20 protein-coding genes and 4 pseudogenes are annotated in these 22,095 nt (G+C 56.9%); 15 read left to right on the top strand and 9 right to left on the bottom strand.

The annotated features are described in order from the left end of the window. Window positions 1-44: 44 nt before the first annotated feature. Entirely contained in the window at window positions 45-791 is a 747-nt protein-coding gene (locus tag ACW9JC_RS01180; RefSeq protein ID WP_457453054.1) for a cytochrome c oxidase assembly protein, read from the top strand. On the opposite strand, the gene ACW9JC_RS01175 is transcribed toward ACW9JC_RS01180, so the two are convergent. Next, window positions 733-1,641 (bottom strand): helix-turn-helix domain-containing protein, encoded by a 909-nt coding sequence (locus ACW9JC_RS01175; RefSeq protein WP_457453052.1) that lies wholly within the window; start codon window positions 1,639-1,641, stop codon window positions 733-735. The genes ACW9JC_RS01180 and ACW9JC_RS01175 overlap by 59 nt on opposite strands. A 31-nt stretch (window positions 1,642-1,672) precedes the next feature. Beyond that, on the bottom strand, window positions 1,673-2,257 hold the full coding sequence (locus tag ACW9JC_RS01170; RefSeq protein WP_457453051.1) for a TetR/AcrR family transcriptional regulator: 585 nt from the start codon (window positions 2,255-2,257) through the stop codon (window positions 1,673-1,675). A 159-nt stretch (window positions 2,258-2,416) separates the two neighbouring features. On the opposite strand from ACW9JC_RS01170, the gene ACW9JC_RS01165 reads away from it, so the two are divergent. The 4 genes from ACW9JC_RS01165 (at window position 2,417) to ACW9JC_RS01150 (ending at window position 8,338) form a co-directional block, all read left to right on the top strand. Further along, entirely contained in the window at window positions 2,417-3,583 is a 1,167-nt protein-coding gene (locus tag ACW9JC_RS01165) for an ATP-NAD kinase family protein (RefSeq protein ID WP_457453050.1), read from the top strand. A gap of 37 nt (window positions 3,584-3,620) precedes the next feature. Beyond that, complete coding sequence (gene gcvPA / locus ACW9JC_RS01160) at window positions 3,621-5,024, top strand: aminomethyl-transferring glycine dehydrogenase subunit GcvPA (RefSeq protein ID WP_457453049.1); 1,404 nt, start codon at window positions 3,621-3,623, stop codon at window positions 5,022-5,024. Next, window positions 5,021-6,577 (top strand): aminomethyl-transferring glycine dehydrogenase subunit GcvPB, encoded by a 1,557-nt coding sequence (gene gcvPB / locus ACW9JC_RS01155; RefSeq protein ID WP_457453047.1) that lies wholly within the window; start codon window positions 5,021-5,023, stop codon window positions 6,575-6,577. Before gcvPA ends, gcvPB begins: the two co-directional genes overlap by 4 nt. Before the next feature lie 138 nt (window positions 6,578-6,715). Continuing rightward, a complete protein-coding gene (locus tag ACW9JC_RS01150; RefSeq protein ID WP_457453046.1) occupies window positions 6,716-8,338 on the top strand; it encodes an acyl-CoA synthetase in 1,623 nt (540 codons plus the stop codon). Between the two features lie 93 nt (window positions 8,339-8,431). On the opposite strand, the gene ACW9JC_RS01145 is transcribed toward ACW9JC_RS01150, so the two are convergent. The 3 genes from ACW9JC_RS01145 to ACW9JC_RS01135 form a co-directional block, all read right to left on the bottom strand. Further along, the gene (locus ACW9JC_RS01145; RefSeq protein ID WP_457453044.1) at window positions 8,432-8,605 is read right to left on the bottom strand and encodes a hypothetical protein; all 174 of its coding nucleotides are present in this window, start codon (window positions 8,603-8,605) and stop codon (window positions 8,432-8,434) included. Window positions 8,606-8,810: 205 nt separating this feature from the next. Further along, window positions 8,811-9,248 (bottom strand): nuclear transport factor 2 family protein, encoded by a 438-nt coding sequence (locus ACW9JC_RS01140; protein WP_457453042.1) that lies wholly within the window; start codon window positions 9,246-9,248, stop codon window positions 8,811-8,813. A 409-nt stretch (window positions 9,249-9,657) separates the two neighbouring features. After that, on the bottom strand, window positions 9,658-11,007 hold the full coding sequence (locus tag ACW9JC_RS01135; protein ID WP_457453041.1) for an SDR family oxidoreductase: 1,350 nt from the start codon (window positions 11,005-11,007) through the stop codon (window positions 9,658-9,660). 212 nt (window positions 11,008-11,219) lie between these two features. Here ACW9JC_RS01135 and ACW9JC_RS01130 point away from each other — a divergent pair, with 212 nt between their 5' ends. The 4 genes from ACW9JC_RS01130 to ACW9JC_RS01115 all read left to right on the top strand — a co-directional run bounded on the left by ACW9JC_RS01130 (window position 11,220) and on the right by ACW9JC_RS01115 (window position 13,534). Beyond that, window positions 11,220-11,483 (top strand): hypothetical protein, encoded by a 264-nt coding sequence (locus tag ACW9JC_RS01130; protein WP_457453039.1) that lies wholly within the window; start codon window positions 11,220-11,222, stop codon window positions 11,481-11,483. 157 nt (window positions 11,484-11,640) lie between these two features. After that, entirely contained in the window at window positions 11,641-12,291 is a 651-nt protein-coding gene (locus ACW9JC_RS01125) for a hypothetical protein (protein ID WP_457453038.1), read from the top strand. Further along, window positions 12,291-12,719 carry a phage holin family protein gene (locus ACW9JC_RS01120; RefSeq protein ID WP_457453036.1) on the top strand — a complete coding sequence of 143 codons (429 nt, stop codon included), beginning with the start codon at window positions 12,291-12,293 and terminating at the stop codon, window positions 12,717-12,719. Before ACW9JC_RS01125 ends, ACW9JC_RS01120 begins: the two co-directional genes overlap by 1 nt. Beyond that, window positions 12,716-13,534 (top strand): DUF3618 domain-containing protein, encoded by an 819-nt coding sequence (locus ACW9JC_RS01115; RefSeq protein ID WP_457453034.1) that lies wholly within the window; start codon window positions 12,716-12,718, stop codon window positions 13,532-13,534. The genes ACW9JC_RS01120 and ACW9JC_RS01115 overlap by 4 nt, the downstream gene beginning before the upstream one ends. Window positions 13,535-13,659: 125 nt before the next feature. Here the strand turns inward: ACW9JC_RS01115 and ACW9JC_RS01110 are convergent, their stop codons facing one another. Both ACW9JC_RS01110 and ACW9JC_RS01105 read right to left on the bottom strand, forming a co-directional pair. Then, on the bottom strand, window positions 13,660-15,816 hold the full coding sequence (locus tag ACW9JC_RS01110) for an ATP-binding protein (protein WP_457453032.1): 2,157 nt from the start codon (window positions 15,814-15,816) through the stop codon (window positions 13,660-13,662). A gap of 216 nt (window positions 15,817-16,032) precedes the next feature. Beyond that, window positions 16,033-16,149: pseudogene (locus ACW9JC_RS01105) on the bottom strand (heat-shock protein); the annotation flags it as partial. Between the two features lie 665 nt (window positions 16,150-16,814). Between ACW9JC_RS01105 and ACW9JC_RS01100 the strand changes: the two are divergent. The 3 genes and pseudogenes from ACW9JC_RS01100 (at window position 16,815) to ACW9JC_RS01090 (ending at window position 18,771) form a co-directional block, all read left to right on the top strand. Next, window positions 16,815-17,744 carry a ZIP family metal transporter gene (locus ACW9JC_RS01100; RefSeq protein ID WP_457453031.1) on the top strand — a complete coding sequence of 310 codons (930 nt, stop codon included), beginning with the start codon at window positions 16,815-16,817 and terminating at the stop codon, window positions 17,742-17,744. A 101-nt stretch (window positions 17,745-17,845) separates the two neighbouring features. Then, window positions 17,846-18,140: pseudogene (locus tag ACW9JC_RS01095) on the top strand (YciE/YciF ferroxidase family protein); the annotation flags it as partial. Between the two features lie 103 nt (window positions 18,141-18,243). Next, window positions 18,244-18,771 carry a hypothetical protein gene (locus tag ACW9JC_RS01090; protein ID WP_338586521.1) on the top strand — a complete coding sequence of 176 codons (528 nt, stop codon included), beginning with the start codon at window positions 18,244-18,246 and terminating at the stop codon, window positions 18,769-18,771. A gap of 61 nt (window positions 18,772-18,832) precedes the next feature. Here the strand turns inward: ACW9JC_RS01090 and ACW9JC_RS01085 are convergent. Next, window positions 18,833-19,015: pseudogene (locus ACW9JC_RS01085) on the bottom strand (DUF6555 family protein); the annotation flags it as partial. Between the two features lie 162 nt (window positions 19,016-19,177). On the opposite strand from ACW9JC_RS01085, the pseudogene ACW9JC_RS01080 reads away from it, so the two are divergent. The 3 genes and pseudogenes from ACW9JC_RS01080 to ACW9JC_RS01070 form a co-directional block, all read left to right on the top strand. Then, a pseudogene (locus ACW9JC_RS01080) lies at window positions 19,178-19,969 on the top strand (NAD-dependent epimerase/dehydratase family protein); the annotation flags it as partial. A 135-nt stretch (window positions 19,970-20,104) separates the two neighbouring features. Next, the gene (locus ACW9JC_RS01075) at window positions 20,105-20,323 is read left to right on the top strand and encodes a hypothetical protein (protein WP_448107618.1); all 219 of its coding nucleotides are present in this window, start codon (window positions 20,105-20,107) and stop codon (window positions 20,321-20,323) included. 119 nt (window positions 20,324-20,442) lie between these two features. Continuing rightward, window positions 20,443-20,748, top strand: coding sequence for a hypothetical protein (locus ACW9JC_RS01070; RefSeq protein ID WP_457453030.1), 306 nt, complete (start codon window positions 20,443-20,445; stop codon window positions 20,746-20,748). Window positions 20,749-21,044: 296 nt separating this feature from the next. On the opposite strand, the gene ACW9JC_RS01065 is transcribed toward ACW9JC_RS01070, so the two are convergent. Beyond that, window positions 21,045-22,094, bottom strand: a complete 1,050-nt coding sequence (locus ACW9JC_RS01065) for a tyrosine-type recombinase/integrase (protein ID WP_457453028.1) — start codon at window positions 22,092-22,094, stop codon at window positions 21,045-21,047. Window position 22,095: the final 1 nt, after the last annotated feature.

Genomic DNA, 22,095 nt, shown 5'->3' with positions numbered 1-22,095 from the left:
CGATGAATGCCCAAGCGCTTTGCGCTTGGGTCGAGGGTGTTGTCATGTCTGGATTTTCGAGTTGGGCCTGGCTGGAGTGGCTGGCGATTGCGGTGTTTGTTTGCTGGGTGAGCGGCGGGCCTAAGGGTTGGAAGCGTCAACCGCTGTTGCTGGGCGGTGCTGCGCTGGTGTTTTTGCTGGGCATGCAGCCGGCGCTGGACGCCGCGGCGCGCCACAGCGTCTGGCTGCACTGCCTGCAAAGCGCCTTGATCCATCACTTGGCGCCGATTCTTTTACTGTTTGCCGTCGCCCGGGAGCCGGTCAGCGAAGCCGGTTTCAGAAGGGAAGGGAGGGCGGTGCGCATCTGGGTGGTGATCGCGTTCGGCGCAATGAGCGGCGTATGGATGCTGCCGCAATTGCATCAACGATTGATGGACGATGCCACGCTGTATGCGCTGATGAAATGGGCCATGGCCTTGAGCGGGTTGTGGTTGTGCCGGGTGATGGGGCGTTACTGCCAGCGCGCAGATGTTCCCTTGCGCAAGCGGTGGAGCTTCAGCCTGGCGGTGGCGCTGCCGCAGGTGCTGGTCGGTGTGATGCTGCTGCTCAGTCCACCTCTGTACCCCATGCACATGCACGGTGCCGTGAGCATGAGTGCTCAACTGGATCAGTTCTTGGGTGGCGCGCTGATGTGCCTGTCGGCGTTGCTACTGCTGTGGGCCGATCGTGTGATGCATCGCAAGCTTCGGCCGACTATCCACGCCGTTGCGCCGAGGGTGAGTGGCCAAACAGGCGTTTGTACTCCTGGCTGAAATAGCTTTGATGGGTGAACCCCCAGCGGTACGCCACATCGGCGACGCTGGGGGCCGGGTGTTCGGCAAGGCTGCGCTGGGCGGCGTTCAAACGTATGGCGCGCAAATACGAGAGAGGCGAGATGCCGACGATCTTTTCGAAGCTGTAATGCAGCGTGCGGCGGGGGATCTTCAACTCCCGGCACAAGTCGAGGATCGACAGCGATTCCCCGGCAGGGCTTTGCAGTACGCGCTCATGGCAGTGTTTGACGATGTGCTGGTGGCTGCCGCCCAGCCCCTGTATGCGCACCGGGTTTTGCGGTTCAAGCACGTCGAGAAGCGTAGCGAGTACGACGTTGTGAAAGGCCTGGTCATTGATCTCGAGGGGTTCGAGCAGACTGGTCATGGCGACTTGCGCACCTTGCAAACGCCTGGCGGAAAGCTTCATCCCGTAACCCCTGGGTCGGCGGTAGAACAGTTCAACGTCCTCGGCGACCAACAGGTGTTCAAGTACCTGGCAATCCAGCGAAATCACAATGTAGTCAGTGCCCGGTGGCGTAACGAAAAAGAAATCGCCGTCGTAGGGCAGGAAGTTCAGCCCGTCGGCAAGAATGCTTCGATTCGGCGCCACGTCGGGCTGACTCGGCAGGTTCACCGGCAGCAGCAGGTTTATGCAGTGGGCAGGCGTGTGCGTGTGCTGAGCGACAGCGCTACTCAGGGTTTCACGGAACAATCGGACGCCGTTCAGTTGCATGTCCTGCAGGACACCGTGAAAAGCACCCGGCGTCAGTTTGTCGTAGTGCTGCGACCAGTGCGCCAGTGACGCGGCGTGTTCGATGATTTGGTCGAAGTGTTGAACCTGCCTGTGCATTGTGCGGCACCGTTACGTCTGTCGCTTGCCTTTACAGCAGCAATCCGGACGCCAAGGTCCGGAAACTTTCGACGGCTTTTTCAGAGGCAGTCTGAGGATCTTCAGCATGTGCAATCCACAAGGAAGCGCCGAGCAGGGCACCCATGATCAGGCGGGCCGTAGCTTCTGGGTCGACCATGCGGATCGTCCCTTCGTCGATCAGCTTTTGAATGCTGCGTTGCGTGCTGCGGATGCACGCGTTCTGGCTGGGCCATTGCGACGGGTCGCCCAGTACCGCTGGCCCGTCGAGGAACACGATGCGCTGGATTTCCGGTTCCAGGGACATCTTGATGTAGGCGATGGATTCATCGATGAAGCCGTCCCAAGTGGTGTTGGCCTCTTCGATAATCACCGCCAGGCGCGCCCCCATTTCCCCGTCGATCTGGGCGATGACGGCCTGCAGCAAACCCTTTTTGTCGCCGAAGTGATGGTACAGCGCACCTCGGGTCAGGCCCGCTTGAGCGGTGAAATCGTCCATCGAGCTTTCTGCATATCCCTTCGTAGCAAAGGCGTCTCGCGCAGCCTTGATCAGTTTGCCGCGAGTCTCCGCAATCATGTCCGCACGCTTCTGCGCCATCGGTCGTGTTCCCTATAAAGAATTTAACATTCGTGACGTATGTAAGTTGACATACCTTGCGTATGTCGTATTATGTCCGACATACGCGGCGTATGCAATGAGTCTGAGCGGTGTGCTCTCAGGCTCTGGGCCCCGCCAATTCGCACAGGATACCGAGCAATGCGTGAACAGCGCGATTCTGATATTTCACTTCATCCCGCAGCTCAGGGGAAAACCCTGGGATTTATCCTCAACCCGGTCGCCGGGATGGGCGGGCGTGTTGGGTTAAAGGGCACTGACGGCGCCGAGATTTTGCAGGAAGCAAGGCGCCGTGGTGCGCAACCCGTTTCAAGCGATCGGGCCTTGATCGCGCTCAATCGGCTGGCGGCTTCAATGACGCCATTTCGCTTGATTACCGGCTCTGGCGAGCTGGGTGAAGATGTAGCGCGTGCCGCCGGTCTCGATCCGATTGTCGTCTATACGTCATCACCGGGAGCGAGCCGGCCCGATGACACCCGCAATGCCGCGCTCGTCATGGCGTATGCCTCGGTCGATCTGCTTCTGTTCGCCGGTGGCGATGGCACGGCGCGCGATGTGCTGGCAATGGTCAGCGATCGCGTACCCATTCTCGGTATCCCGACGGGCGTAAAGATGTATTCCGCTGTGTTCGGCACCAATCCGCAGAACGCCGGAAATCTTGCGGCACGCTTCGTTGCCGGCGAATCCTCGGTGCGCTTTCGCGAAGCCGAGGTCATGGACATCGACGAGGCCGCCATGCGCAGCGATCAGGTGTCGGCACGGCTGTATGGCTATGCCCGCAGCCCGCATGAACGTCACCTGACTCAAAACGCCAAGGCCGGTTCGGTGGCCAACGAAAGCATGGCACTTGACGCCGTGTCCCGACAGGTTGTCAGAGAGATGAAGCCCGGCTGCCTGTATCTGCTAGGACCAGGCACCACCACACGACGGGTCATGACGGAGCTAGGCCTGCCGTCGACGCTGCTGGGCGTAGACGCGGTCATGGACGGTGCGCTGGTTGGCACGGATCTTAATGAACACGAGTTGATCCGTCTGATGGAGGGGCGCGAGACCCACATCATCGTCGGTGTGCTGGGCGGTCACGGCAGCTTGTTCGGGCGTGGCAACCAGCAGATCAGCGCCGAGGTCATCCGCCGTACAGGGCGCGACCACATCATCGTGATCACCTCGATAGACAAGCTCCTATCCCTCGACACCGGCTGCCTGCGCGTGGACACGGGCGACGCCGAAGTCGACGCCATGCTCAGCGGTCACATACGCGTGCACACCGGGCCTGACCGGTCCGTCTTCTTCAGGGTTCGATCCTGATCAATTGTTTCATTCGAAAAAAAACGAGGATAACCCCATGAGTAATCATGTCGCCCACCCCTATATGGCGAACTCTGTTCCTGCGCTCAAACGAGAGATGCTCGACTCGATCGGTGTCGACAGCATCGAGGAATTGTTCCAGCAGATTCCCAATGAGCACCGCCTGCAACGTCCGATTGATTTGCCTCCCGCGCTCAACGAGAGCGAGTTGCGTCGGCACCTGGTCAGCACGCTGTCGAAAAACAAGACCTGCGAGCAAAACCTTAATTTCCTGGGCGCCGGCTGTTGGCAGCATCACGTCCCGGCCGCGTGCGACGAGGTCGTGCGCCGCAACGAGTGGCTGACTTCGGTGTTTGGTGAACCGAGCTCCGACCACGGTCGCAATCAAGCCTGGTTCGAGTTCTGCAGCCAGCTCGGCGAGTTGCTGAACATGGACCTGGTCGGCCTGCCGGTGCGCAGTTGGGGCTGCGCTGCGGGCCATGCCATTCGCATGGCCACCCGCATTACCGGGCGCAGCGAAGTGGCGGTGGTGCGCGCCATCGATCCGGAGCGACTGTCCATCATCCGCAACTACTGCGAACCCGTGGAAATGCCAGGCCACATTGTCGTGCGACTCGTCGACTTCGACCCGAAAACCGGCTTGCTCGATCTTGATCACCTGCGTGCCTCGATCGGTGCGCAAACGGCCGCGGTCTATTTCGAAACACCGTCGTATTTCGGCGTGATCGAACAGCAAGGCACCGAGATTGCCGCCATCGCCCACGCTGCGGGTGCCGAAGTCATCGTCGGCGTCGATCCGATCTCCCTCGGCGTGCTGGCCGCTCCGATTGATTTTGGCGCCGATATCGTTGTGGGCACCACGCAACCGCTGGGAGTGCACATGAACTGTGGTGGCGGGGTCAGCGGCTTCATTGCCACCCGCGACGAAGAACGGTACGCCCATCAATACCCGACGCTGTTCATCAGCATCGCTGAAACCACCAAACCCGGCGAATACGGTTTTGGCCTGAGCCTGTTCGAACAATCGTCCTACGGCTTGCGCGACAAGGGCAATGACTGGACCGGTCACTCGGTCTACATGTGGGCAATCGCCAACGCCGTCTACATGGCGATGATGGGGCCAAAAGGCTTCGAGGATGTCGGCAATCTGATCCTGCAACGTGCTCACTACGCGGCGAAGTTGCTGGGTGAAATTGAGGGTGTGGAAGTGACATTCCCTTCCGGTTTCTTCAAGGAATTCGTGGTGAATTTCGACGGCACCGGGCTGAACGTGAACGACATCAACAAGCGCTTGCTCGCGTTGGGAATCTTCGGCGGCAAAGACCTGACACAGGACTTTCCAGCGCTTGGGGCCAGCGCCCTGTACTGCGTCACCGAGATTCACACCCAAGCCGATATTCAGCGTCTGACCGCTGCACTCAAAAAGGTAATCGCACAATGAGCACACCACTCAAGCAATACCATGCTCCCGTCTGGAGCGAACCCGTCATCCTGCAGATGGGCTATCCCGGCCGTCGCGGTGTGATCTTTTCCGACGTTGAGGCTGACGTGCAAGCGGCGGTCGGCAGCGCAGACGGTTTGATTCCCGCGAACATGCGCCGCTCCAGCAAACCGGCGTTGCCAGAGATGTCCGAGCCCGAGGTGTTGTATCACTACTTGCGCCTGTCGCAGCAGACCCTGGGCATGATGAACATCAGCCTGTTCGGCACGTGCACCATGAAGTACAACGCGCAGATCAACGAGGCGATGGCCTGGCGCCCGGAAATCACCCACGTGCATCCGTATCAGGACGAGGACACCTTGCAAGGCGCACTCGAAGTCGTGCATGGCATGGACACGATCCTGCGTGAGTTGTCCGGGATGGATCAGTTCATCTTCCAGGCAGGCGGCGGGGCTGATGCTGCGTACACCAGTTGCGCCGTGACCCGTGCTTACCACGCTTCCCGTGGCGAGCTGGAGCAGCGTAACGAAATCATCACCACCATCCAGACGCACCCCAGCAGCGCCGCGACGGCCGCTGCCGCCGGGTTCAAGGTCATCACGCTGATGATCGAAGAGAACGGATATCCGTCACTCGAATCCCTCAAAGCCGCAGTGTCCAACCGCACGGCAGCATTGATGGTGAACAACCCCGATGACATGGGCGTGTATAACCCGGAGATTCGCGAGTGGGTGCGCGTGGTGCATGAGGCGGGCGGCCTGTGCTTCTACGACCACGCCAATTTCAACGGCGCGATGACCAAGATTCGTGCGCGGGAGCTCGGTTTTGATGCGTGCATGTTCATGCTGCACAAGACGTTCGGCGCACCGAAAAGTGGAGTAGGGGGCCCGGCAGTGGGCGCCTACGGATGTTCGGCGGAACTGGCACCGTTCCTGCCTGCGCCGGTGGTGGCCTTTGACGGTGAACGCTACAGTCTTGATTACGACCGCCCGCAGAGTTCCGGCAAGATCCGCGAGTTCTGGGGCAACGTGCCGGTCATCCTCAAGGCCTACGCCTGGTCGCGTTCCATGGGCGCAGCAGGCATGGCAGAGGCGTCGGATATTTCGGTGCTCGCCAACAACTACATGGAAAAAGGCCTGCTGGCGATTCGGGGCGTGACCCGTTCCCACCCCGATGCCAAGAGCCACCGAATGGAGATGACCCGCTACAGCCTTGAGCAGCTCAAGGAAGACACCGGGGTCGATGTGCATGACGTGCAGAATCGCATGAGCGATTTCGGTATCGACCCGATGTGGAGCAGCCATCACCCATGGCTGGTGCCAGAACCGTTTACCCCCGAGCCGGGCGAGATGTATGGCAAGGAGGCGCTGGACACCTGGATTGCAGTGCTTGCCCACATATCCGACGAGGCCTACTCGAACCCGGAGATCGTCAAGACTTCGCCGCATAATCAGGCGATTCATCGATTGAAGAGCGCTCCACTGGAAGACCCGGCACACTGGGCCATGACCTGGCGCGCGCACTTGCGCAAAACCAGGCAACAGACGGCTTAAAACCAAGCCTTTCCACCGTCTCCGCGGCCCCACCGATCAGTTGGGGCCGTTTTGAACCCTGAACAGAGCTAACAATCAGCCATTGGAGGTTTCCAGCACAGCCAAACAGGCTGGTGATCTCCCCACAGGAAAAACCACATGTCGATTTTCGAAACAGGCCTGGCGCCCTCGGCAGTCAACCATATCGCCCTCTCTCCGCTGGGCTTCATCGAGCGCACGGCCTCCGTCTACGGTGAGTATCCTGCCGTGATCCACGGCGCAATCCGGCGCAACTGGCAAGAGACTTATGAGCGCTGTCGGCGCCTGGCCAGCGCACTGAGCCAGCGGGGTATCGGCAAGGGCGACACCGTGGCGGTGATGCTGCCCAACATCCCGGCCATGCTTGAAGTTCACTTTGGCGTGCCGATGATCGGCGCGGTGCTCAATACCCTGAACGTACGCCTGGATGCGCAAGCCATTGCCTTCATGCTTGAACATGGCGAAGCCAAAGTGCTGATCACTGATCGTGAGTTCCACGCGGTCATTCGTGAGGCCTTGAGCGTGCTCTCCCATCCGCCACTGGTGATCGATGTGGACGATCCGGAGTACGGCGAAGGCAGCGCGGTGAGTGCGCTGGACTATGAAGCCTTCCTCGCTGAAGGTGACCCGCAGTTCGCCTGGCAATGGCCTGAAGATGAATGGCAAGCCATCTCGCTCAACTACACATCCGGCACCACGGGCAACCCCAAGGGCGTCATCTACCACCACCGCGGGGCCTATCTCAATTCACTGGGCAATCAGATGACCTGGGCCATGGGGCACCACCCGGTGTACCTCTGGACATTGCCGATGTTCCATTGCAATGGCTGGTGCTATCCGTGGACAGTCACTGCGCTGGCCGGGACTCACGTGTTCCTGCGCCGCGTCGACCCATACAAAATTCTCGCGTTGATTCACCAGCATCGGGTCAGCCATCTGTGTGGTGCGCCGATTGTCCTCAATGGGCTGGTCAACTTGCCCGACTCGGCCAAAGTCACCTTCGATCATCCGGTCGACGCCATGCTTGCAGGCGCCGCACCACCGGCCAAGGTCATCGGTGCGGTGGAGGAAATGGGCATCAAGGTGACTCACGTTTATGGGCTGACCGAGGTCTACGGCCCGGTGACCGTTTGCGCCTGGCATGACGAGTGGGACGAGCAACCACTGAATGAGCGTGCAAGGATCAAGTCGCGTCAAGGCGTGCGCTATCCGACCCTGGAAGGGCTGATGGTTGCCGATCCGCAAACCCTGGAACCTGTCCCCCTGGATGGCACCAGTGTTGGCGAAATCTTCATGCGCGGGAACACGGTCATGAAGGGTTATTTAAAGAACGCCGAAGCCACAAGTGAAGCGTTCGAAGGTGGTTGGTTCCACACTGGCGACCTGGCGGTTCGTCACCCTGACGGCTATGTCGAAATCAAGGATCGACTCAAGGACATCATTATCTCGGGCGGCGAGAACATCTCCACCATCGAGGTCGAAGATGTTCTCTATCGTCACCCGGCAGTGCTGGAGGCCGCAGTGGTCGCCCGCCCGGACGAAAAGTGGGGCGAAACCCCTTGCGCCTTCGTCAAGCTCAAAGACGATTATCGGGACACCCTGGAAGCCGACATCATCCTGTTCTGTCGTGAGCATCTGGCGGGTTTCAAATTGCCGAAGACCGTGGTGTTCAGCGAATTGCCGAAGACCTCGACCGGCAAGATCCAGAAGTACTTGTTGCGCGATTGGGCCAAGGCACTTTGAAAAGAGCCCCCGTTTTTTGGGGGCATTGGATGGCGTCACACGCTAAGGCCATCAGCCGCTCTCCTGATGAAATGGGGAGGGCCGATGGTTGGCTCAAGACTTCTGCGCTTGCAGATCTTGTTCGCAGGTTTCATTGGCGTGGGGGACGCCAGGCTTGTCGTCCTCTTCCGGCATCAAGGTATCGCAGGCAAAAAAATCAGCGGGTCGGCAATGTTTATCGAGCGAAGCTTCGTCGAGATGAAAGGCGTAGGTTCTGAAAAAAGGCATCTGGGCCTCCGGTGCAATCCCGATGGCGGGTTGATAAGCAGGGGGCGGAAAATCGAGATCGGGTAACAGGCTGGGTTGGGGAGGTGATCGAGCCTCAGCCGTTGGCGGCAATCCACCCGTTTATTGATCACTGTTTTCAGTGATGAATAAAGAAATGCCTGCAGCTAACGGCTTTGGATCAGGTCGAACTCGAAGCAGTGTCTGATTACAGTCGAGCTACTTTTTGCGGTTCGCCTCCACCCCAGTACAGCCAGGTCCAGCCGTCGCCCTTGCGTTGGAAGACTCCGGTCGCGTTGTACTGAACGACAGTCGGTTCAGCGTTTTCAATCGTGTGGCCGTCGATTCGGATCTGCGCCCAGGCAATGTCACCGCGCATCCAGGACACCACCAGTCGTGGTTCCCAGCGGATGTTCAAGGTGGTCACCCACGTCACGCCATTTTGCACCGCTTCGGTTCCCATGAAGAACTCGTCCAGGCCGGAACCGGCGATCGCGACATCGGGGTCGGCGAAGTACTTGGCGACGTCCGAGCCAGGCGTGGAAAAACCGTGCAGGACTTTCGCGATAAAGGCATTGAGCGATTCCCGGGTCGCCGCGTCGGAAATCATGGAGGGTGACTGGTACCCAGCGAGACTGTCGATCATAAGTACTCCTGTTGGCTTGCGTGATGTTGGGGTTTTTTTCGGGTGACGGGGGTATGTCTGTCTTTGTGAAGACTGATCATACGCTCCGTATGTTAATCATGCTATTTAACATTCGTTGCGTATGTCAAGTGGCGTGCATGTCGTATGTCTTTGCGAGTAGCAGCGGTGGGATTTTTGTGAAGAACGGGCAACCCTTCGATTGACATACGGGTTGTATGTTGTATTTTGTCGGCATACGCAGCGTATGTAGCCTTCGGCCAAATCAGGCTTGGCCTGAATGATGCGTGATGGCACTACTTCATCCGGTCATTGACGAGGTATTGCCGCACATCTTCATGCAGTGATGGATTGGTGCACCGCCACAGCTGCCCATTGACTAGAAAATATCGGCCATCAGGTGTCGTGAGTTTCATTTGATCCCGCGTTTATAGTCAGGCCGACCTGATTGCGGGCCACGGCGACTCAAAGCGAACATCAAGCCACCCACCAAAAGCGTCGCACCCACAACGATCGCGAGCGAGGGTCGATGCGCCTTCGCTCGCCACCCACCTTCAACCTGACGTTGAGCGTTCGAGGGGACAAACAGATTGCCCGATGTCGAGGTCGCCTGCGGACTGTGTTGCAAACCCAGGCGAGTCAACCATCCAGATAGATACGGAAAACCAGGCAGCAAAAAATGCGCTATCCGTGCCAGGGTTGCAGCTGCGCCGACGGTAGTACTCGGTCTGGGACATAGCGCGCAAGCCACCATGGCCTCGGCGACGAGATGCGGGTCATAAATGGGAGGCGGGGGTTTCAGTGCATGGCCTGTGAAATTGCCACCGTCACGAAATCCTGGCGTGTCCATGACCGCTGGATAGATGTCGCAGACATGGATTTGCGGATAGTCATACAGTTCACCGCGCAGTGCTTCGCTCAGGCCGCGCAAACCGTATTTGCTGGCGGAGTAGGCAGCGGCATACGGTTGTGCGACCCAGCTACCCAGTGACAGGGTATTGATCAGGATTCCTCGTTTTTGTTTCTTGAAATATGGCCATGCTACATAGGCGCCGCGCAGGTAACCCAGCAGATCTGTCTGCAACACTTGTTCGTGCGCTTCAAGCGGCGTCTCCTCAAAGCTGCCGACCGCACCAACACCTGCATTGTTGATCCAGATGTCGATGCGTCCGTCACCGAAGGCAGCGGCTTGATCTGCCAAAGCGCGCATCTGCTCGCTATTGGTGACATCGGTGCGCACGGCCATGGCTGAAGCGCCACGTGCTGTGCATTCTTCGACAACTTCATCAAGTGCGGCCTTGTCACGCGCACCCAACACCAGGCGAGCGCCTTTGTCAGCAAATGCATGAGCCGCTGCGCGGCCTATCCCACTTGACGCTCCGGTGATCACCACCACTTTGTTTTTGAGCAGCCGGTAGTCTTGGCGACCGAGTGGAGCAGGGCGGTTATCGACCCCGGATGCCATTAGTTCTTCCCGAGCGTGATATCGCACCTCGTACAGGTTCAGACGCGCGCCGTCCGCGAGGTTTAGCGTCAGATTTTCAATCGTGCCTGCGACTCGATCCGGGAACACCGGCTCTCCGGCAGGATCGAGCTCGTCGTAAAAAAACGTCTGTCCTTCCAGCCATCCGACCGCCGTCATCAACTCGGGGCCCAGGTAATACTTTCCATCAAGGAAAAAACCTGGAAAGTGTTTCGTGCGCTCCAGGCTTTCGACAGCGTACCGCTCGCCTGGCTTCATACCGGTTGATGGATCGATCATGGCGGCATCCTCAGTGTGCACTGGTGTTGCGATAGAGGACGACGCTGAGCTCAATGTTCCATCGGGATGACTAAAAGGTTATCTGCAAGGACATCGACGATTGGTACTGCGATAAATCGAACGCTCGAAACTGCAAGCATCTCCAACCTGCATACCCTCAACGTCGAGGGTATTGGGTGCATCTGCAGTACTTCTGTATCAAGGACATCGTGATGCGTGAATACACCTTGAACTACCTTTTTAACGGCGAACCCCGTACATACACCTTCGAACTCAAGCAGGTTCAGCTGCCTGTCCATGAGGGAGCAATGCACCTTCTACAGCTGCATTTCGGAGATGGAGAAAACAGTCTGATCATGCCCAGTGCCGATGCGACACCCGAGGAGATTTTGGAACAGGCCGAGCGGGTAGGACTGACAAGAATTCAGGTCATGGTTCGGCCAACTGATGCTGGTTTAACGACCACCGGTGAATGACAGACCCCAATAGCCGTTACAAATGGCTCCCCTCGTCGCATCCATCGATAGCTTCTTTGAACTCACTACCGGGTGCTCTCGTCCTCTGCTATGAGGGGCTCGGGCAATCCGCCGCGAAGTCCCGTGACGCGTTTTCAACCAGAAGGCGAGCGACGATATGGACACTTCAGATAGTAGGGCTGGAACCAGCAACGGTAATCCAGAGAGCGGCAAACCTGAGCAGGGTTTTCAACATTTGAAAGATGACGTCACGGAGGCGCTCGGCGGCGCAAGGCAACAGGCTGACGCTCAGTTCGGGCAGTACCGTGACACGGCTGCCGATCAGATCGAAGCTTTGGCCCAAGGCGCGAAAAGTTTCGTTTCCGAGCTTGAGGATAAAGACACGCTGGGCATGTCCGACTACCTCACCGACATGGCGGAGTCCATGAGTGGGCTGGCGGGAAATCTGCGCGGTAAAAGCGCCGAACAGCTTCTGCATGACGGCGCCGAACTGGCTCGCAGCAATCCCGCACTGTTCATTGCCGGCAGTATTGCGTTGGGCTTTGGCCTGTCGCGCTTTCTCAAGGCGGGCAGTTCTGCGGCCATGACCATGCAGGGTGAACACGACCCGGCGGCGGGGAGGTCAACACCGCCAGCGGGTGGGTTTGGCGCTCAGCGTCCTTATGAAACGTCCGTGCCGTCTCATACCGACCCGGCGCCGGAATTGGCCTCCGGCTTCATACCGGCCTCGCAAAATCCGCACGATCATCCTTCCGACTTCGCTGCGGCAATGCCGCCGGCTTCACCCAACGCCAAAGGAGAACTGTGATGAACAGAGACGACTCAGATCTTCCGGGCACAAGACCGGCCACACCACCTGACGACGCTTCCGTCGTCGGCTTGCTGCGGCAATTATCCCGCGAGGTACCGGCCTTGTTCACCAAGGAACTGGCGTTGGCCAAGGCGGAACTTCAAGCCAGCTTCAATACGCTCAAGGCGGGCATTGCGGCAGTGGCGGGTGGCGCCATTGTGCTCTTGGCGGGCTTCATCATCCTGTTGATGTCGGCTGTCTACGGCTTGAGCATGTTCATGGCACCCTGGCTGGCTGCGCTGATCGTTGGTGTGGTGGTGATGATCATTGGCTTCGCCATGTTGCAATCGGGGAAAAAACAATTCGAGCCGTCCCACTTCAAGCCTGACCGGACACTGGACGCTTTGAATAAAGATCAGGAAGCGCTGCGGAGGAAAGTCACATGAAAAGCGAATTGGAGATCGAAGCGGAAAAAAGCCCCGAACAGATCGAGCGCGAGATCGATGCTCAGCGGGCCAGTATTGGCAACATCGTCGATCGGCTGGAAAGCAAATTCACCCCCGGCCAGATGATTGATCAAGCGTGGGGCATGATGCAGAACAACGGCTCGACATTCCTGAACAACCTGGGCACCAGTGTGCGTAACAACCCCGTACCGGCGGTGCTGACTTCGGTCGGCTTGTTGTGGTTGATAATGAGTCAGAACCGGCCGCCAGTTCCACAAACAGACTATCGAGCGGGGCCGGATCAGGTTGGCGAATGGGTCGATGATATCGCCGAGGGCTTTGACAGCGTCCGTGGACAAATGCATCAGACCTCCGACTCGCTGAAGGAGGGCTATCAGTCATTGAAGGACAAGGCCACTCACCTGAGCGACAACGTCGGTGCTGCCACCGAGACCGTGAGTCATGCCATGCATAACGCCGGTGATCGAGTGGCGCGAAATAGCCAGGTGCTGGGGCAGCAGTTCAATCACTTGCTCAAGGAACAACCATTGGTGGTTGCCGCGGCGGGCATCGCCCTGGGCGCGCTGATTGGCGCGGCATTGCCTACAACCGCGACCGAGCAGCGTTACATGGGACGTACCAGTGCAGGCTTGGTCGACAAGGTGAAAAAACAGGCCCAGGAAGGCTATGAAACAGTACGCGACACTGTCACCAAAACGACCGATCAGATGGACGTGACAGCCAGGTCGGATTCACGACAAAACAGCGAAGCGGGTGCGTCGGCGGATCTCTCTCGGGGATTAGGGACTTCCTGATGGTCGCTGCAAATGGGAGGCCTTCATCGGGCCTCCCTGTCGCTCAGCGATGATAGTCAGCTTGAGGAGAGACTTTCACTTTCATCATTTTGACTACGAGCATCCATCGTCAGGCGTGCTGAGATTCAGGGAGTGTTCAGCAACGAATGCACTCGCGAAGTGAGCTCATTCAGACTAAAGGGTTTGGTTAGTATTCGGGTTGTGCTATCGACAGAGACCAGTCGTGAACCTCCAGCAAATCCGGTAATGAAAAGCACCTTGAGCTGTGGAAATTTTCCCTTGAGTTCGGCCGCCAGGCTCACCCCATTCATTAACCCTGGTAAACCAACATCGCTCAGCAATAAATCCAGGTGCTCCAGCTTCTGCGCCTCGCTGATTGCAGAAACGCTATCCACTGCTTCAATAACCCGATAACCGATTTCGGACAAAAGCTCCGACGCCATTTGCCGGATAGCCGCTTCATCGTCCACCAGTAATATGGTTTCGTTCTTCCCCGATGACTCAAGCTTCTGGGTATCAGCCAGGTCTACCTCCTTATCTTCGGGCGGAGAATCGTCTACCGGAAAATAAAGAGTCACAGTGGTGCCGACACCAAGACTGCTGTGTACTCTGACTTGGCCACCGGATTGCTGAGTGAAACCATAAATCATCGAAAGGCCCAGACCGGTTCCTTCGCCAATTTTCTTGGTAGTGAAAAAAGGGTCGAATATGCGAGACAGGTCTTGCGGAGAAATTCCAGTGCCTGAGTCTGTTACAGAGATGCTCACATAAGAACCAGGTGGCAGAGCGTTTTCGGCGAAGGTGTCAACAATAACGCATCGATCTATCTGAAGGTCGAGCCTCCCACCACCTGGCATTGCATCTCGTGCATTGATCACAAGATTGAGCAAGGCATTTTCCAACTGGTTAAGGTCGCACCTGATTCGATCGGTTGTTCTAAATGAGCACTCGACAGTGATGCTTGGCCCAACCGAGCGCCGAATCATCTCTTCAAGATCCGCAAGCACCTTCCGGGGATCGAGCAGTTCAGGAGTCAGTGATTGCTGCCGGGAGAACGTCAATAATCGTTGTGTCAATGCAGCCGCTCGCGATGCGGAGGTCATGGCGATGGAGTTATATCTTGTCAGGTCGTTGTAACGCCCCGCATCGATGCGTCGCTGCATCAGCTCCAGGCTGCCAATGATGCCCGCCAGCAAATTATTAAAGTCATGAGCGATTCCGCCAGTGAGTTGGCCGACCGCCTCCATTTTTTGGCTTTGTCTTAACTTGGATTCCGTCACAGCGCGTTCACGCTGTTCGTCTTCGAGCTGTTGGGTGCGTTCTGCTATCCGTACTTCGAGCAGGTCGTTCCAGTCACGCAGAGCACTCTCTAGCTGCACCCTGTCGTCTATGTCCTCGATGGTGCCATACCATTGTTCGCAATTCCCCGCGACGTCGAGGCTGCACAGCGCAAGGATTCTGAACCAACGGTAATCGCCAGTGTGTTTTCGTAATCGCACTTGCAGATCGAATGGCTGCAGCGTGGCCAGAGATTGATCCCAAAGAGCAGCAATCGACACTTGATCCGCCTCATAGGCGGCATTGGCCCACTGACGCTCGAATGTCTGCTCAAGTGATAGGCCGGTGTATTCGTACCAACGAGGATCGATAGAAATAAGGTTGCCGCTCTTGTCGGCGGTCCAGGGCCAGAGTGGATTTAGCTCAGCTGCTATGCGGTAATGCCTTTCGCTTTCACGAAGGCGTTTTTCTGTTTCGCGCATAACGTCGAAATTCTTGAAGCGCTTCAAAGCGGCACCAAGCAGGTTGCTATATCCCCGGAGGAAGTCGATATCGCTGTCGGTAAATTGACGAGGGCGTCGACTGTCCACTTCAAATATTCCGAAAGGACGTTCCCCGTTGGCGCCATGTACAAGTACGTTGACGAAGGCTTTCACTCCATTGTTCTTTTGAAAATCGTGATAGCGAAAGCGTGTTTCTGCTGCGATGTCTGTCGAAATGACGGGTGCATTGGTGTTGAGTGAGAAGATTTCCGGACTTCCTTCGCATGCTTGCACACGAACCTTTCCTACCACGTCTGGCGCCCAGCCCACGCCATTTCTCACGAAGAAAGTGACGCCGTCTTCTTCGAGCTGCATGAATTTGGCCAGATTGGTTTCGAGGGCATCCCCGACTAATCGACATGCCTCGTCGAGGATTTGCTCAAGGTCATCTGATGCCAAGGCCAGCTCGCCAAACTTGGCAAGCACCTTACGCTGGCGTAACAACGTGTCCTCGATTTTCATAGGCTCACCAGAGGCGTTTCAATATCCGAGGCTTGGGTTTCAGCTAGGTTCAATCGGCTTGGGGTTGCCTGTCCGCTGTCGACGATTGGTAGGTGAGCGTCCGCTTGATGATGACAGCACCGGACTGGATCCTGACCGGATGCGTGAAGAAACCGATAATTCGGTAACAGCTTGGTCGTACAAAAAAGGCGCTCCGAAGAGCGCCTCGTTAGGCTGTTAATTGAGCTGTTTCAGATCAGACTTTCCCGAGCTATCGATGTTGATGCGCTTGGGTTTGGCTTCCTCTGGAACAACCCGCAGCAGATCAATGCTCAACAACCCATTGGCCAGCGAAAGAAGTGATTTATATGTCCATGCATCACTCACTAGCGCCACGCCGCCATCTGACTGAGCTGATGCCTGCGCGAATTATTGTTATCGGCAGGATCAACCGAGCACTATGTTTTGGTGATCGTTGGGGTGTTGCCGGGCGTCGCGGCATCAAGGAGGGGCCAACGTCACCGGAGTACAGCAAAGGTTGATTTTATCCGTCTGTCGTCAGCGTCGAAGGTTTTTGAAATTAACTGCAGGGACATCGCTTCTCAAACATGTGGGCCCGACATCGGTTTGGTCGAGCCCCTTCACCTGAGGAGAATGTGAACAAGGGAGCCAAAGGCCAAATGGCTGAAGGTGTCTAAGAGGAGATGGACATTGAAAGCCAGAACAATGTCCGATCCTAACAGCAACCCTGTGACCGGTGCCGATCTTGGCGCGGGCGTACAAATCGAGCCTGGAGCTTGAAGACTCACCGCGTACCGCTGTGGTACGCGGCGCTCCTTTACTCAGCTTGTCGAGGTGGACGTGATGACCAGCTATTCCAGAAACCAACGATTCGATGTGGATTCGAACCCGTTTCTTGCGCATTGTCCTTTGAACGTGAGGGCACGCGTGTCTCCAGAGAGCTACGCACTAACCTCAACAGATCTGTGTTCCATATGGCCAATAGATAGGAGAGGCGTATGTCCGAACCGTCCGCACCGCTTCGGTCTCCGGAAAGATCCTGGTTTGCCCAGATTTCTCAGTCGGGATGGATGGGCTGGTTCTTTTGGTGCGTGCTCGCAGGCGTCGTCGTTCTGCTGATCATCAGCGGCTACGGCGCTTTCGTGGGTGCCAGAAGAGATTTTTTGCATCTGGCTTTTTTGGGCGGCCTGGCAGGGTTCGCTGCCACGGCATTGGGGGCAATCGCCGCGATCATCCTGCGCGACATTGCCTCCCGCACTCAAGACATTATGTTGGGATTCGCCGCTGGCATGATGCTCGCCGCCAGTTCGTTCTCGCTCATTCTTCCAGGAATCGAAGCGGCCCAGCGGATATCGAACAACCAGTTGCTGGCGGCAAGCATTGTTGTGCTCGGCCTGGCGCTGGGTGTGGCGTTGATGATTGGTCTGGATCGCTTTGTGCCGCATGAACACGTGGAAAGCGGAAAGCGCGGCCCCGAGGTTCGACGCATCAATCGCATTTGGCTGTTTGTACTTGCCATCACGCTGCACAACCTGCCGGAAGGCATGGCGATTGGCGTCAGTTTTGCCACCGGTGACATGAAGGTAGGACTGCCATTGACGACCGCGATTGCCATCCAGGACATTCCTGAAGGGCTGGCGATTGCCCTGGCTTTGAGGGTGACCGGCATCTCGACGCTCCGTGCAGCACTGATTGCAGTCGGCTCAGGGTTGATGGAGCCGCTGGGAGCCGTTATCGGTTTGGGTATTTCAAGCAGTTTTGCCTTGGGTTATCCCATTGCGCTCGGCCTCGCGGCAGGCGCGATGATATTCGTGGTTTCGCACGAAGTCATCCCGGAGACCCATCGTAACGGTCACGAAACGCCGGCGACGCTCGGGCTCATGCTGGGCTTTGGGGTAATGATGTTTCTCGATACGGCGTTGGGATGAACACGCAGGAACCACTGTCGCAAAAAATTTGAACACGTTCCGATGGCCATCGGTCATTTCTTCATGCAGGCCACAAGTGTGGGTATGCAAATGATGCGTTCCGCTACAAAAGAATGAAGTGCGTGGCCATGGAGGGATTTGTCGAAGAATCGAAAGAGTTACTCGAAGAAAGAGAAGAGCGCCGTGCTGGACGCCGGTCTGATTGGCGCGGCGCAGAAGGTCGAGCATTACGAAATCGCCAGCTACGGCACGCTGATCGCAATGGCCAAACACCTCAAACTAGATGACGCCGTGGCGCTTCTTGCCGCGACTCTGGCCGAAGAAAAGGGTGCCGACGAAAAGCTGGCAAAGATCGCGGAGCAGGGCGGTAATCAAGTCGCAACGCTGGAGAAATAATCGCAGGAAGACTTCGTGATCTTCTGGACTACCAGCACGGCGGCGGGTTGTTGGCTGCCGTTTTTTTTTCAAGCTGCCCCTCATATTTCAGGACTTTATCGTTTTGCCAAGAATATTAACTTCGCAGCCAAGTGACGCCGAGCTGACTGAGCACAACGCCAAACTGTTTGGATCGCCTAAAGAGCGCCTCGATTTTTATCGACGGGAAATCCAGTACGAAACCAGCATCCTGGCAAACCGGACGGACGCTTATCTGGCGGCTCAATCCTTCCTGGTCATAGCCTTTGCTTCCTGCATGGCCAACCTGAACCCGGAGTGGGGCAAGCTGTTCACGCTGGTGGTACCGCCATTTCTGGCGCTGCTGGGCGTGCTGAGCTCGTTGAACGCATGGCCTGGTATACGTGCGGCGTACGACATCATCGACCACTGGTATTTCAAACAGAGCGAGCTTCTGCGCAGCGAGCCCATCATGGGCATGGCCTACGATGAGTCGCCCCTGTTCTGCGAACGTGAATCGACACATAAAGGCTATCGCAAGGCTTTGCTTTTCTCGGTACGAACACCCTGGATGTTCGCGGCCTTCTGGGTAGTTCTTGGTGGCTGGGCCATCTACATCCAACTCGCGCCCTGAGGTGTGCCCTTCTTCGAGCCTTATACCGCGATACACGAATAACTCACCTGGAATTTGCCGTTCATGGCGATACCTCCGTCCATTCCACTGCGGCGGTTTCGCGCCATTTCACGTCGGTGATTCCGTAATTTTCAGCCTGCGGCTTAGAAATGACCTTAAGCGGTGGTCGTCCGGGTTTCGGGTTTGGAGCAACGCCGGCGTCACAGCTTGCCCAGTGCCATGCCTCCGCATTACCCATAGCCTGAAACAGTCCACTTCGAAGGTGGAGGGCAGGTCGGCACGTCGACCACGCCGAACCATTTCCACATGGCTTCGCTATCAAAGATCACCTGCATCGGAAAGAAGAAATGCGTGTTCTTTGATTCCCTGACCAGAACACCATCGACGTAGCAACGCAGGGTGTCGCGTCGACAAACCGGCCTTGATGGCGTTATTCAAAGAAGAACGGTTCACCGAAGTCATTCACCTGGCCGCGCAGGCGGGGGGTCGTCACTCACTGGAAAATCCGGATGTCTATGCGCAATCGAACCTCGTCGGGTTTTTGAATGTGCTGGAAGCCTGTCGACACTATCGACCTGCGCACCTGATATATGCGTCCAGCAGTTCTGTGTACGGCGCTAACAGCAAATTGCCATTCAGCGTCGATGATGCAGTCGAGCAACCAGTTTCCTTGTACGCCGCGACCAAGCGCGCCAATGAGTTGCTCGCCCACAGCTACTGCCATCTTTATGGCCTGAAAGCCAGCGGGCTTCGTTTTTTTACCGTCTACGGACCCTGGGGCAGGCCGGACATGGCGCTGTTCAAGTTCACCGAAGCGATCCTGCAAGGCTGGCCGATCGATATTTACCATCATGGTCAGATGGCGCGGGATTTCACTTACGTTGACGACATTGTCGAAAGCATCGTCCGACTGTGCCCGAGGCCGCCGGTCCCGGACAACGATACCGAAGGCGTCAACCGAATCTTCAACATAGGGCGCGGCAAGCCGGTCGCGCTGCTGGACTTTGTCGAGTGCCTGGAATCGGCGTTGGGCATTAAAGCTCAACGCAATTTTTTGCCGATGCAGGCTGGCGATGTCATCAACACATGGGCTGATGTTTCGGCGCTGGCGGACTGGGTCGGTTTTTCTCCGCAAGTGGAGGTTGAAGCCGGTGTGCCGCAATTTGTGAACTGGTATCGCCACTTCTATCAGATATGAGTCTCGCTGGCGTTACGGTTTTCTTGAGTTCTTAGCGGCCCATGTCGAGATCGCAGCAACCGTTCGTCGGGACTCACGCACGAATAAAAGAATGGCAAGTCGATGCAATAGCCCCAAAAAAGAAGGCAAGTTTCCATGCGACCACTGATCCTTGATTTGCCGAATGGGCGTGAGCTCGCCAATGAGCTTGATCTTGCGATCGAGCAGATGATGTCCATCCCGGTTGAGCACATCGGTGGCGCCTTGTGGCTGGCAGCTTCCAACAGACAGCAGCAAGCTTTCAAAAAATGGCGTGAATATCTGCAGCTCATGGCGGATGGGCGAGTACGTGTTGATACGCTGAAAGTCGCGTGAACCATTCTTGATCAGGGTTTTTCGTTTTCCTCCATTCGTCCAATGCCGGGCACTCGAGCGTGGTGTGACTCTCTCACGTTTAAGCACCGAATTACCGGGCATGAAAACGGAGAGCCACCATGGAAATTGACGAGAACGCCCCTGGCAACAAATCGCAGCAGCCCGAAACACGCATGACCGACAACGAAACCGGCCATGACCCCGAGAGGGATGCGCCCGAGGTCCCACTGCCTCCAGACGACGAGGCACCGGTCGACGAAGATTTGGCTGATGTACAGGCCAATCGCTCGATGTCGAATGAGTATCCAGAAACGGGTACTGTCAGCCGCGCCGACGATCCCGACCCAGCCCGGATGAACGAATTTGACGACGACGAAAGGGAGCAGCGCAATATGCCGGCTAGCGATCCTGAGTCAGGTGCCTGAACACGTTCGAAACATGTAGTCAGGACTGCCTCCGGAAAAGTGGGGCTGGGAGGTTTCTACAGAAGCCAGAAACGACAAAGCCCTGAATAATCAGGGCTTTGTCGTATAAAGATGGCGGAGGCGATGGGATTCGAACTCATGGACCTGTTACAGTCGACGGTTTTCAAGACCGCTATATTGACGTAAACGGGCTGCTGCTTGTAGCGATTTTCCGTTCCATTACTTTCATTTTTCAGCACCGCTACAGACCGCATTCTACAAGGGGCCTGCTTCGAGTTATGGAACGGATTTTCAGGCTATTTTGATGGTTTGGCGATGGCACCGATTCGACGGTAAACCCGCTCGGTGATGTCGCCTTTGGTGTGGCCCAGCAGCAAACTTGCCTCGCCGACATCGATGATTTCAGACGCAGCTTTCGGCCGGATGTCCCGGAACTGAAACCCACCAATCTTCGCTGCCAGCAGGTCGTCGCCGATCTCGATCGCCGCCAATTTCGCTTTCTCGCGCGCGATGTCCCAGCGCTTACGCAACATCGTAGCGGTCATCCGTTTACCGTGCTGGCTCACAATCAGGTAGTTCGAGACATGCCGGGCGTTGCGCTCGGTTATTTCGGCGATCAGCCGGCCCAGGCTATTCGCCTTTCCGTCAGTGGTCATCTGAATACGCAGCTTCTTGTTCGTCTTGTTTTGCTGCACCCCCAAGTATCCCCCCTCTGCATCGTCCTTCCGCATGACCAGGACATCTGCCGGCCGTTGGCCCGTCAGGTAGGCCAGGTCCATCGCGTCTTTCAGCTCTTGAGCTGCCTTCTTGTACACCGCATCCCAAACCACATCGTTTGCGTAATAGTCCCGCGGCGTTTCCTTGTTTTTGCGGACACCCTGGCAGGGGTTTTCTTTTGTTGTCAGCCCCCATTCCCGGGCGATATTGAAAACGTGGGAGAGTGTGGCGATCTCCCGATTCGCCCGTACCTTGGCCGTCCGTGCGTCCCGATACCCGGCAATCGTTGCTGGGGTTATCGAATCGATCGGGGCACTGTCGAACATTGGCCGGAGTTGCTTGATCTCCGCCATGTTGTCTTTTTGAGTCCGCGGCGCCTTCTTCGAGACGATGTCGCGGATGTATCGGTCGAAGATGCCCTTCATGGTGCGCAAGTCGAGTGGCTTTTCCTTGGCCTCGAGTTCCGCCCATTTGATCCTGGCTTTATCTAGGTCCTTGCCGAGTGGAATGTCCTTGCCCAACAGGTCGCGGTAGTAATAGGCGGTCCAAACAGAGCCATTTTTGCGTTTTCGTGAGCGTTGATACATCCGCGGGGGGAGGTGGTGATGCTCGATCTTGCGGGGGCGCATA

Source organism: Pseudomonas sp. SDO5591_S426, assembly GCF_054070755.1.
This window is presented reverse-complemented; position numbering and strand designations above follow the sequence as displayed.

What these genes read in the sequence shown, in the direction of transcription:
- ACW9JC_RS01180 (WP_457453054.1), top strand. Translation starts at nt 45, where the DNA reads ATGTCTGGATTTTCGAGTTGGGCCTGGCTGGAGTGGCTGGCGATTGCG.
- ACW9JC_RS01175 (WP_457453052.1), bottom strand. Translation starts at nt 1,641, where the DNA reads ATGCACAGGCAGGTTCAACACTTCGACCAAATCATCGAACACGCCGCG.
- ACW9JC_RS01170 (WP_457453051.1), bottom strand. Translation starts at nt 2,257, where the DNA reads ATGGCGCAGAAGCGTGCGGACATGATTGCGGAGACTCGCGGCAAACTG.
- ACW9JC_RS01165 (WP_457453050.1), top strand. Translation starts at nt 2,417, where the DNA reads ATGCGTGAACAGCGCGATTCTGATATTTCACTTCATCCCGCAGCTCAG.
- gcvPA (WP_457453049.1), top strand. Translation starts at nt 3,621, where the DNA reads ATGAGTAATCATGTCGCCCACCCCTATATGGCGAACTCTGTTCCTGCG.
- gcvPB (WP_457453047.1), top strand. Translation starts at nt 5,021, where the DNA reads ATGAGCACACCACTCAAGCAATACCATGCTCCCGTCTGGAGCGAACCC.
- ACW9JC_RS01150 (WP_457453046.1), top strand. Translation starts at nt 6,716, where the DNA reads ATGTCGATTTTCGAAACAGGCCTGGCGCCCTCGGCAGTCAACCATATC.
- ACW9JC_RS01145 (WP_457453044.1), bottom strand. Translation starts at nt 8,605, where the DNA reads ATGCCTTTTTTCAGAACCTACGCCTTTCATCTCGACGAAGCTTCGCTC.
- ACW9JC_RS01140 (WP_457453042.1), bottom strand. Translation starts at nt 9,248, where the DNA reads ATGATCGACAGTCTCGCTGGGTACCAGTCACCCTCCATGATTTCCGAC.
- ACW9JC_RS01135 (WP_457453041.1), bottom strand. Translation starts at nt 11,007, where the DNA reads ATGATCGATCCATCAACCGGTATGAAGCCAGGCGAGCGGTACGCTGTC.
- ACW9JC_RS01130 (WP_457453039.1), top strand. Translation starts at nt 11,220, where the DNA reads ATGCGTGAATACACCTTGAACTACCTTTTTAACGGCGAACCCCGTACA.
- ACW9JC_RS01125 (WP_457453038.1), top strand. Translation starts at nt 11,641, where the DNA reads ATGGACACTTCAGATAGTAGGGCTGGAACCAGCAACGGTAATCCAGAG.
- ACW9JC_RS01120 (WP_457453036.1), top strand. Translation starts at nt 12,291, where the DNA reads ATGAACAGAGACGACTCAGATCTTCCGGGCACAAGACCGGCCACACCA.
- ACW9JC_RS01115 (WP_457453034.1), top strand. Translation starts at nt 12,716, where the DNA reads ATGAAAAGCGAATTGGAGATCGAAGCGGAAAAAAGCCCCGAACAGATC.
- ACW9JC_RS01110 (WP_457453032.1), bottom strand. Translation starts at nt 15,816, where the DNA reads ATGAAAATCGAGGACACGTTGTTACGCCAGCGTAAGGTGCTTGCCAAG.
- ACW9JC_RS01100 (WP_457453031.1), top strand. Translation starts at nt 16,815, where the DNA reads ATGTCCGAACCGTCCGCACCGCTTCGGTCTCCGGAAAGATCCTGGTTT.
- ACW9JC_RS01075 (WP_448107618.1), top strand. Translation starts at nt 20,105, where the DNA reads ATGCGACCACTGATCCTTGATTTGCCGAATGGGCGTGAGCTCGCCAAT.
- ACW9JC_RS01070 (WP_457453030.1), top strand. Translation starts at nt 20,443, where the DNA reads ATGGAAATTGACGAGAACGCCCCTGGCAACAAATCGCAGCAGCCCGAA.
- ACW9JC_RS01065 (WP_457453028.1), bottom strand. Translation starts at nt 22,094, where the DNA reads ATGCGCCCCCGCAAGATCGAGCATCACCACCTCCCCCCGCGGATGTAT.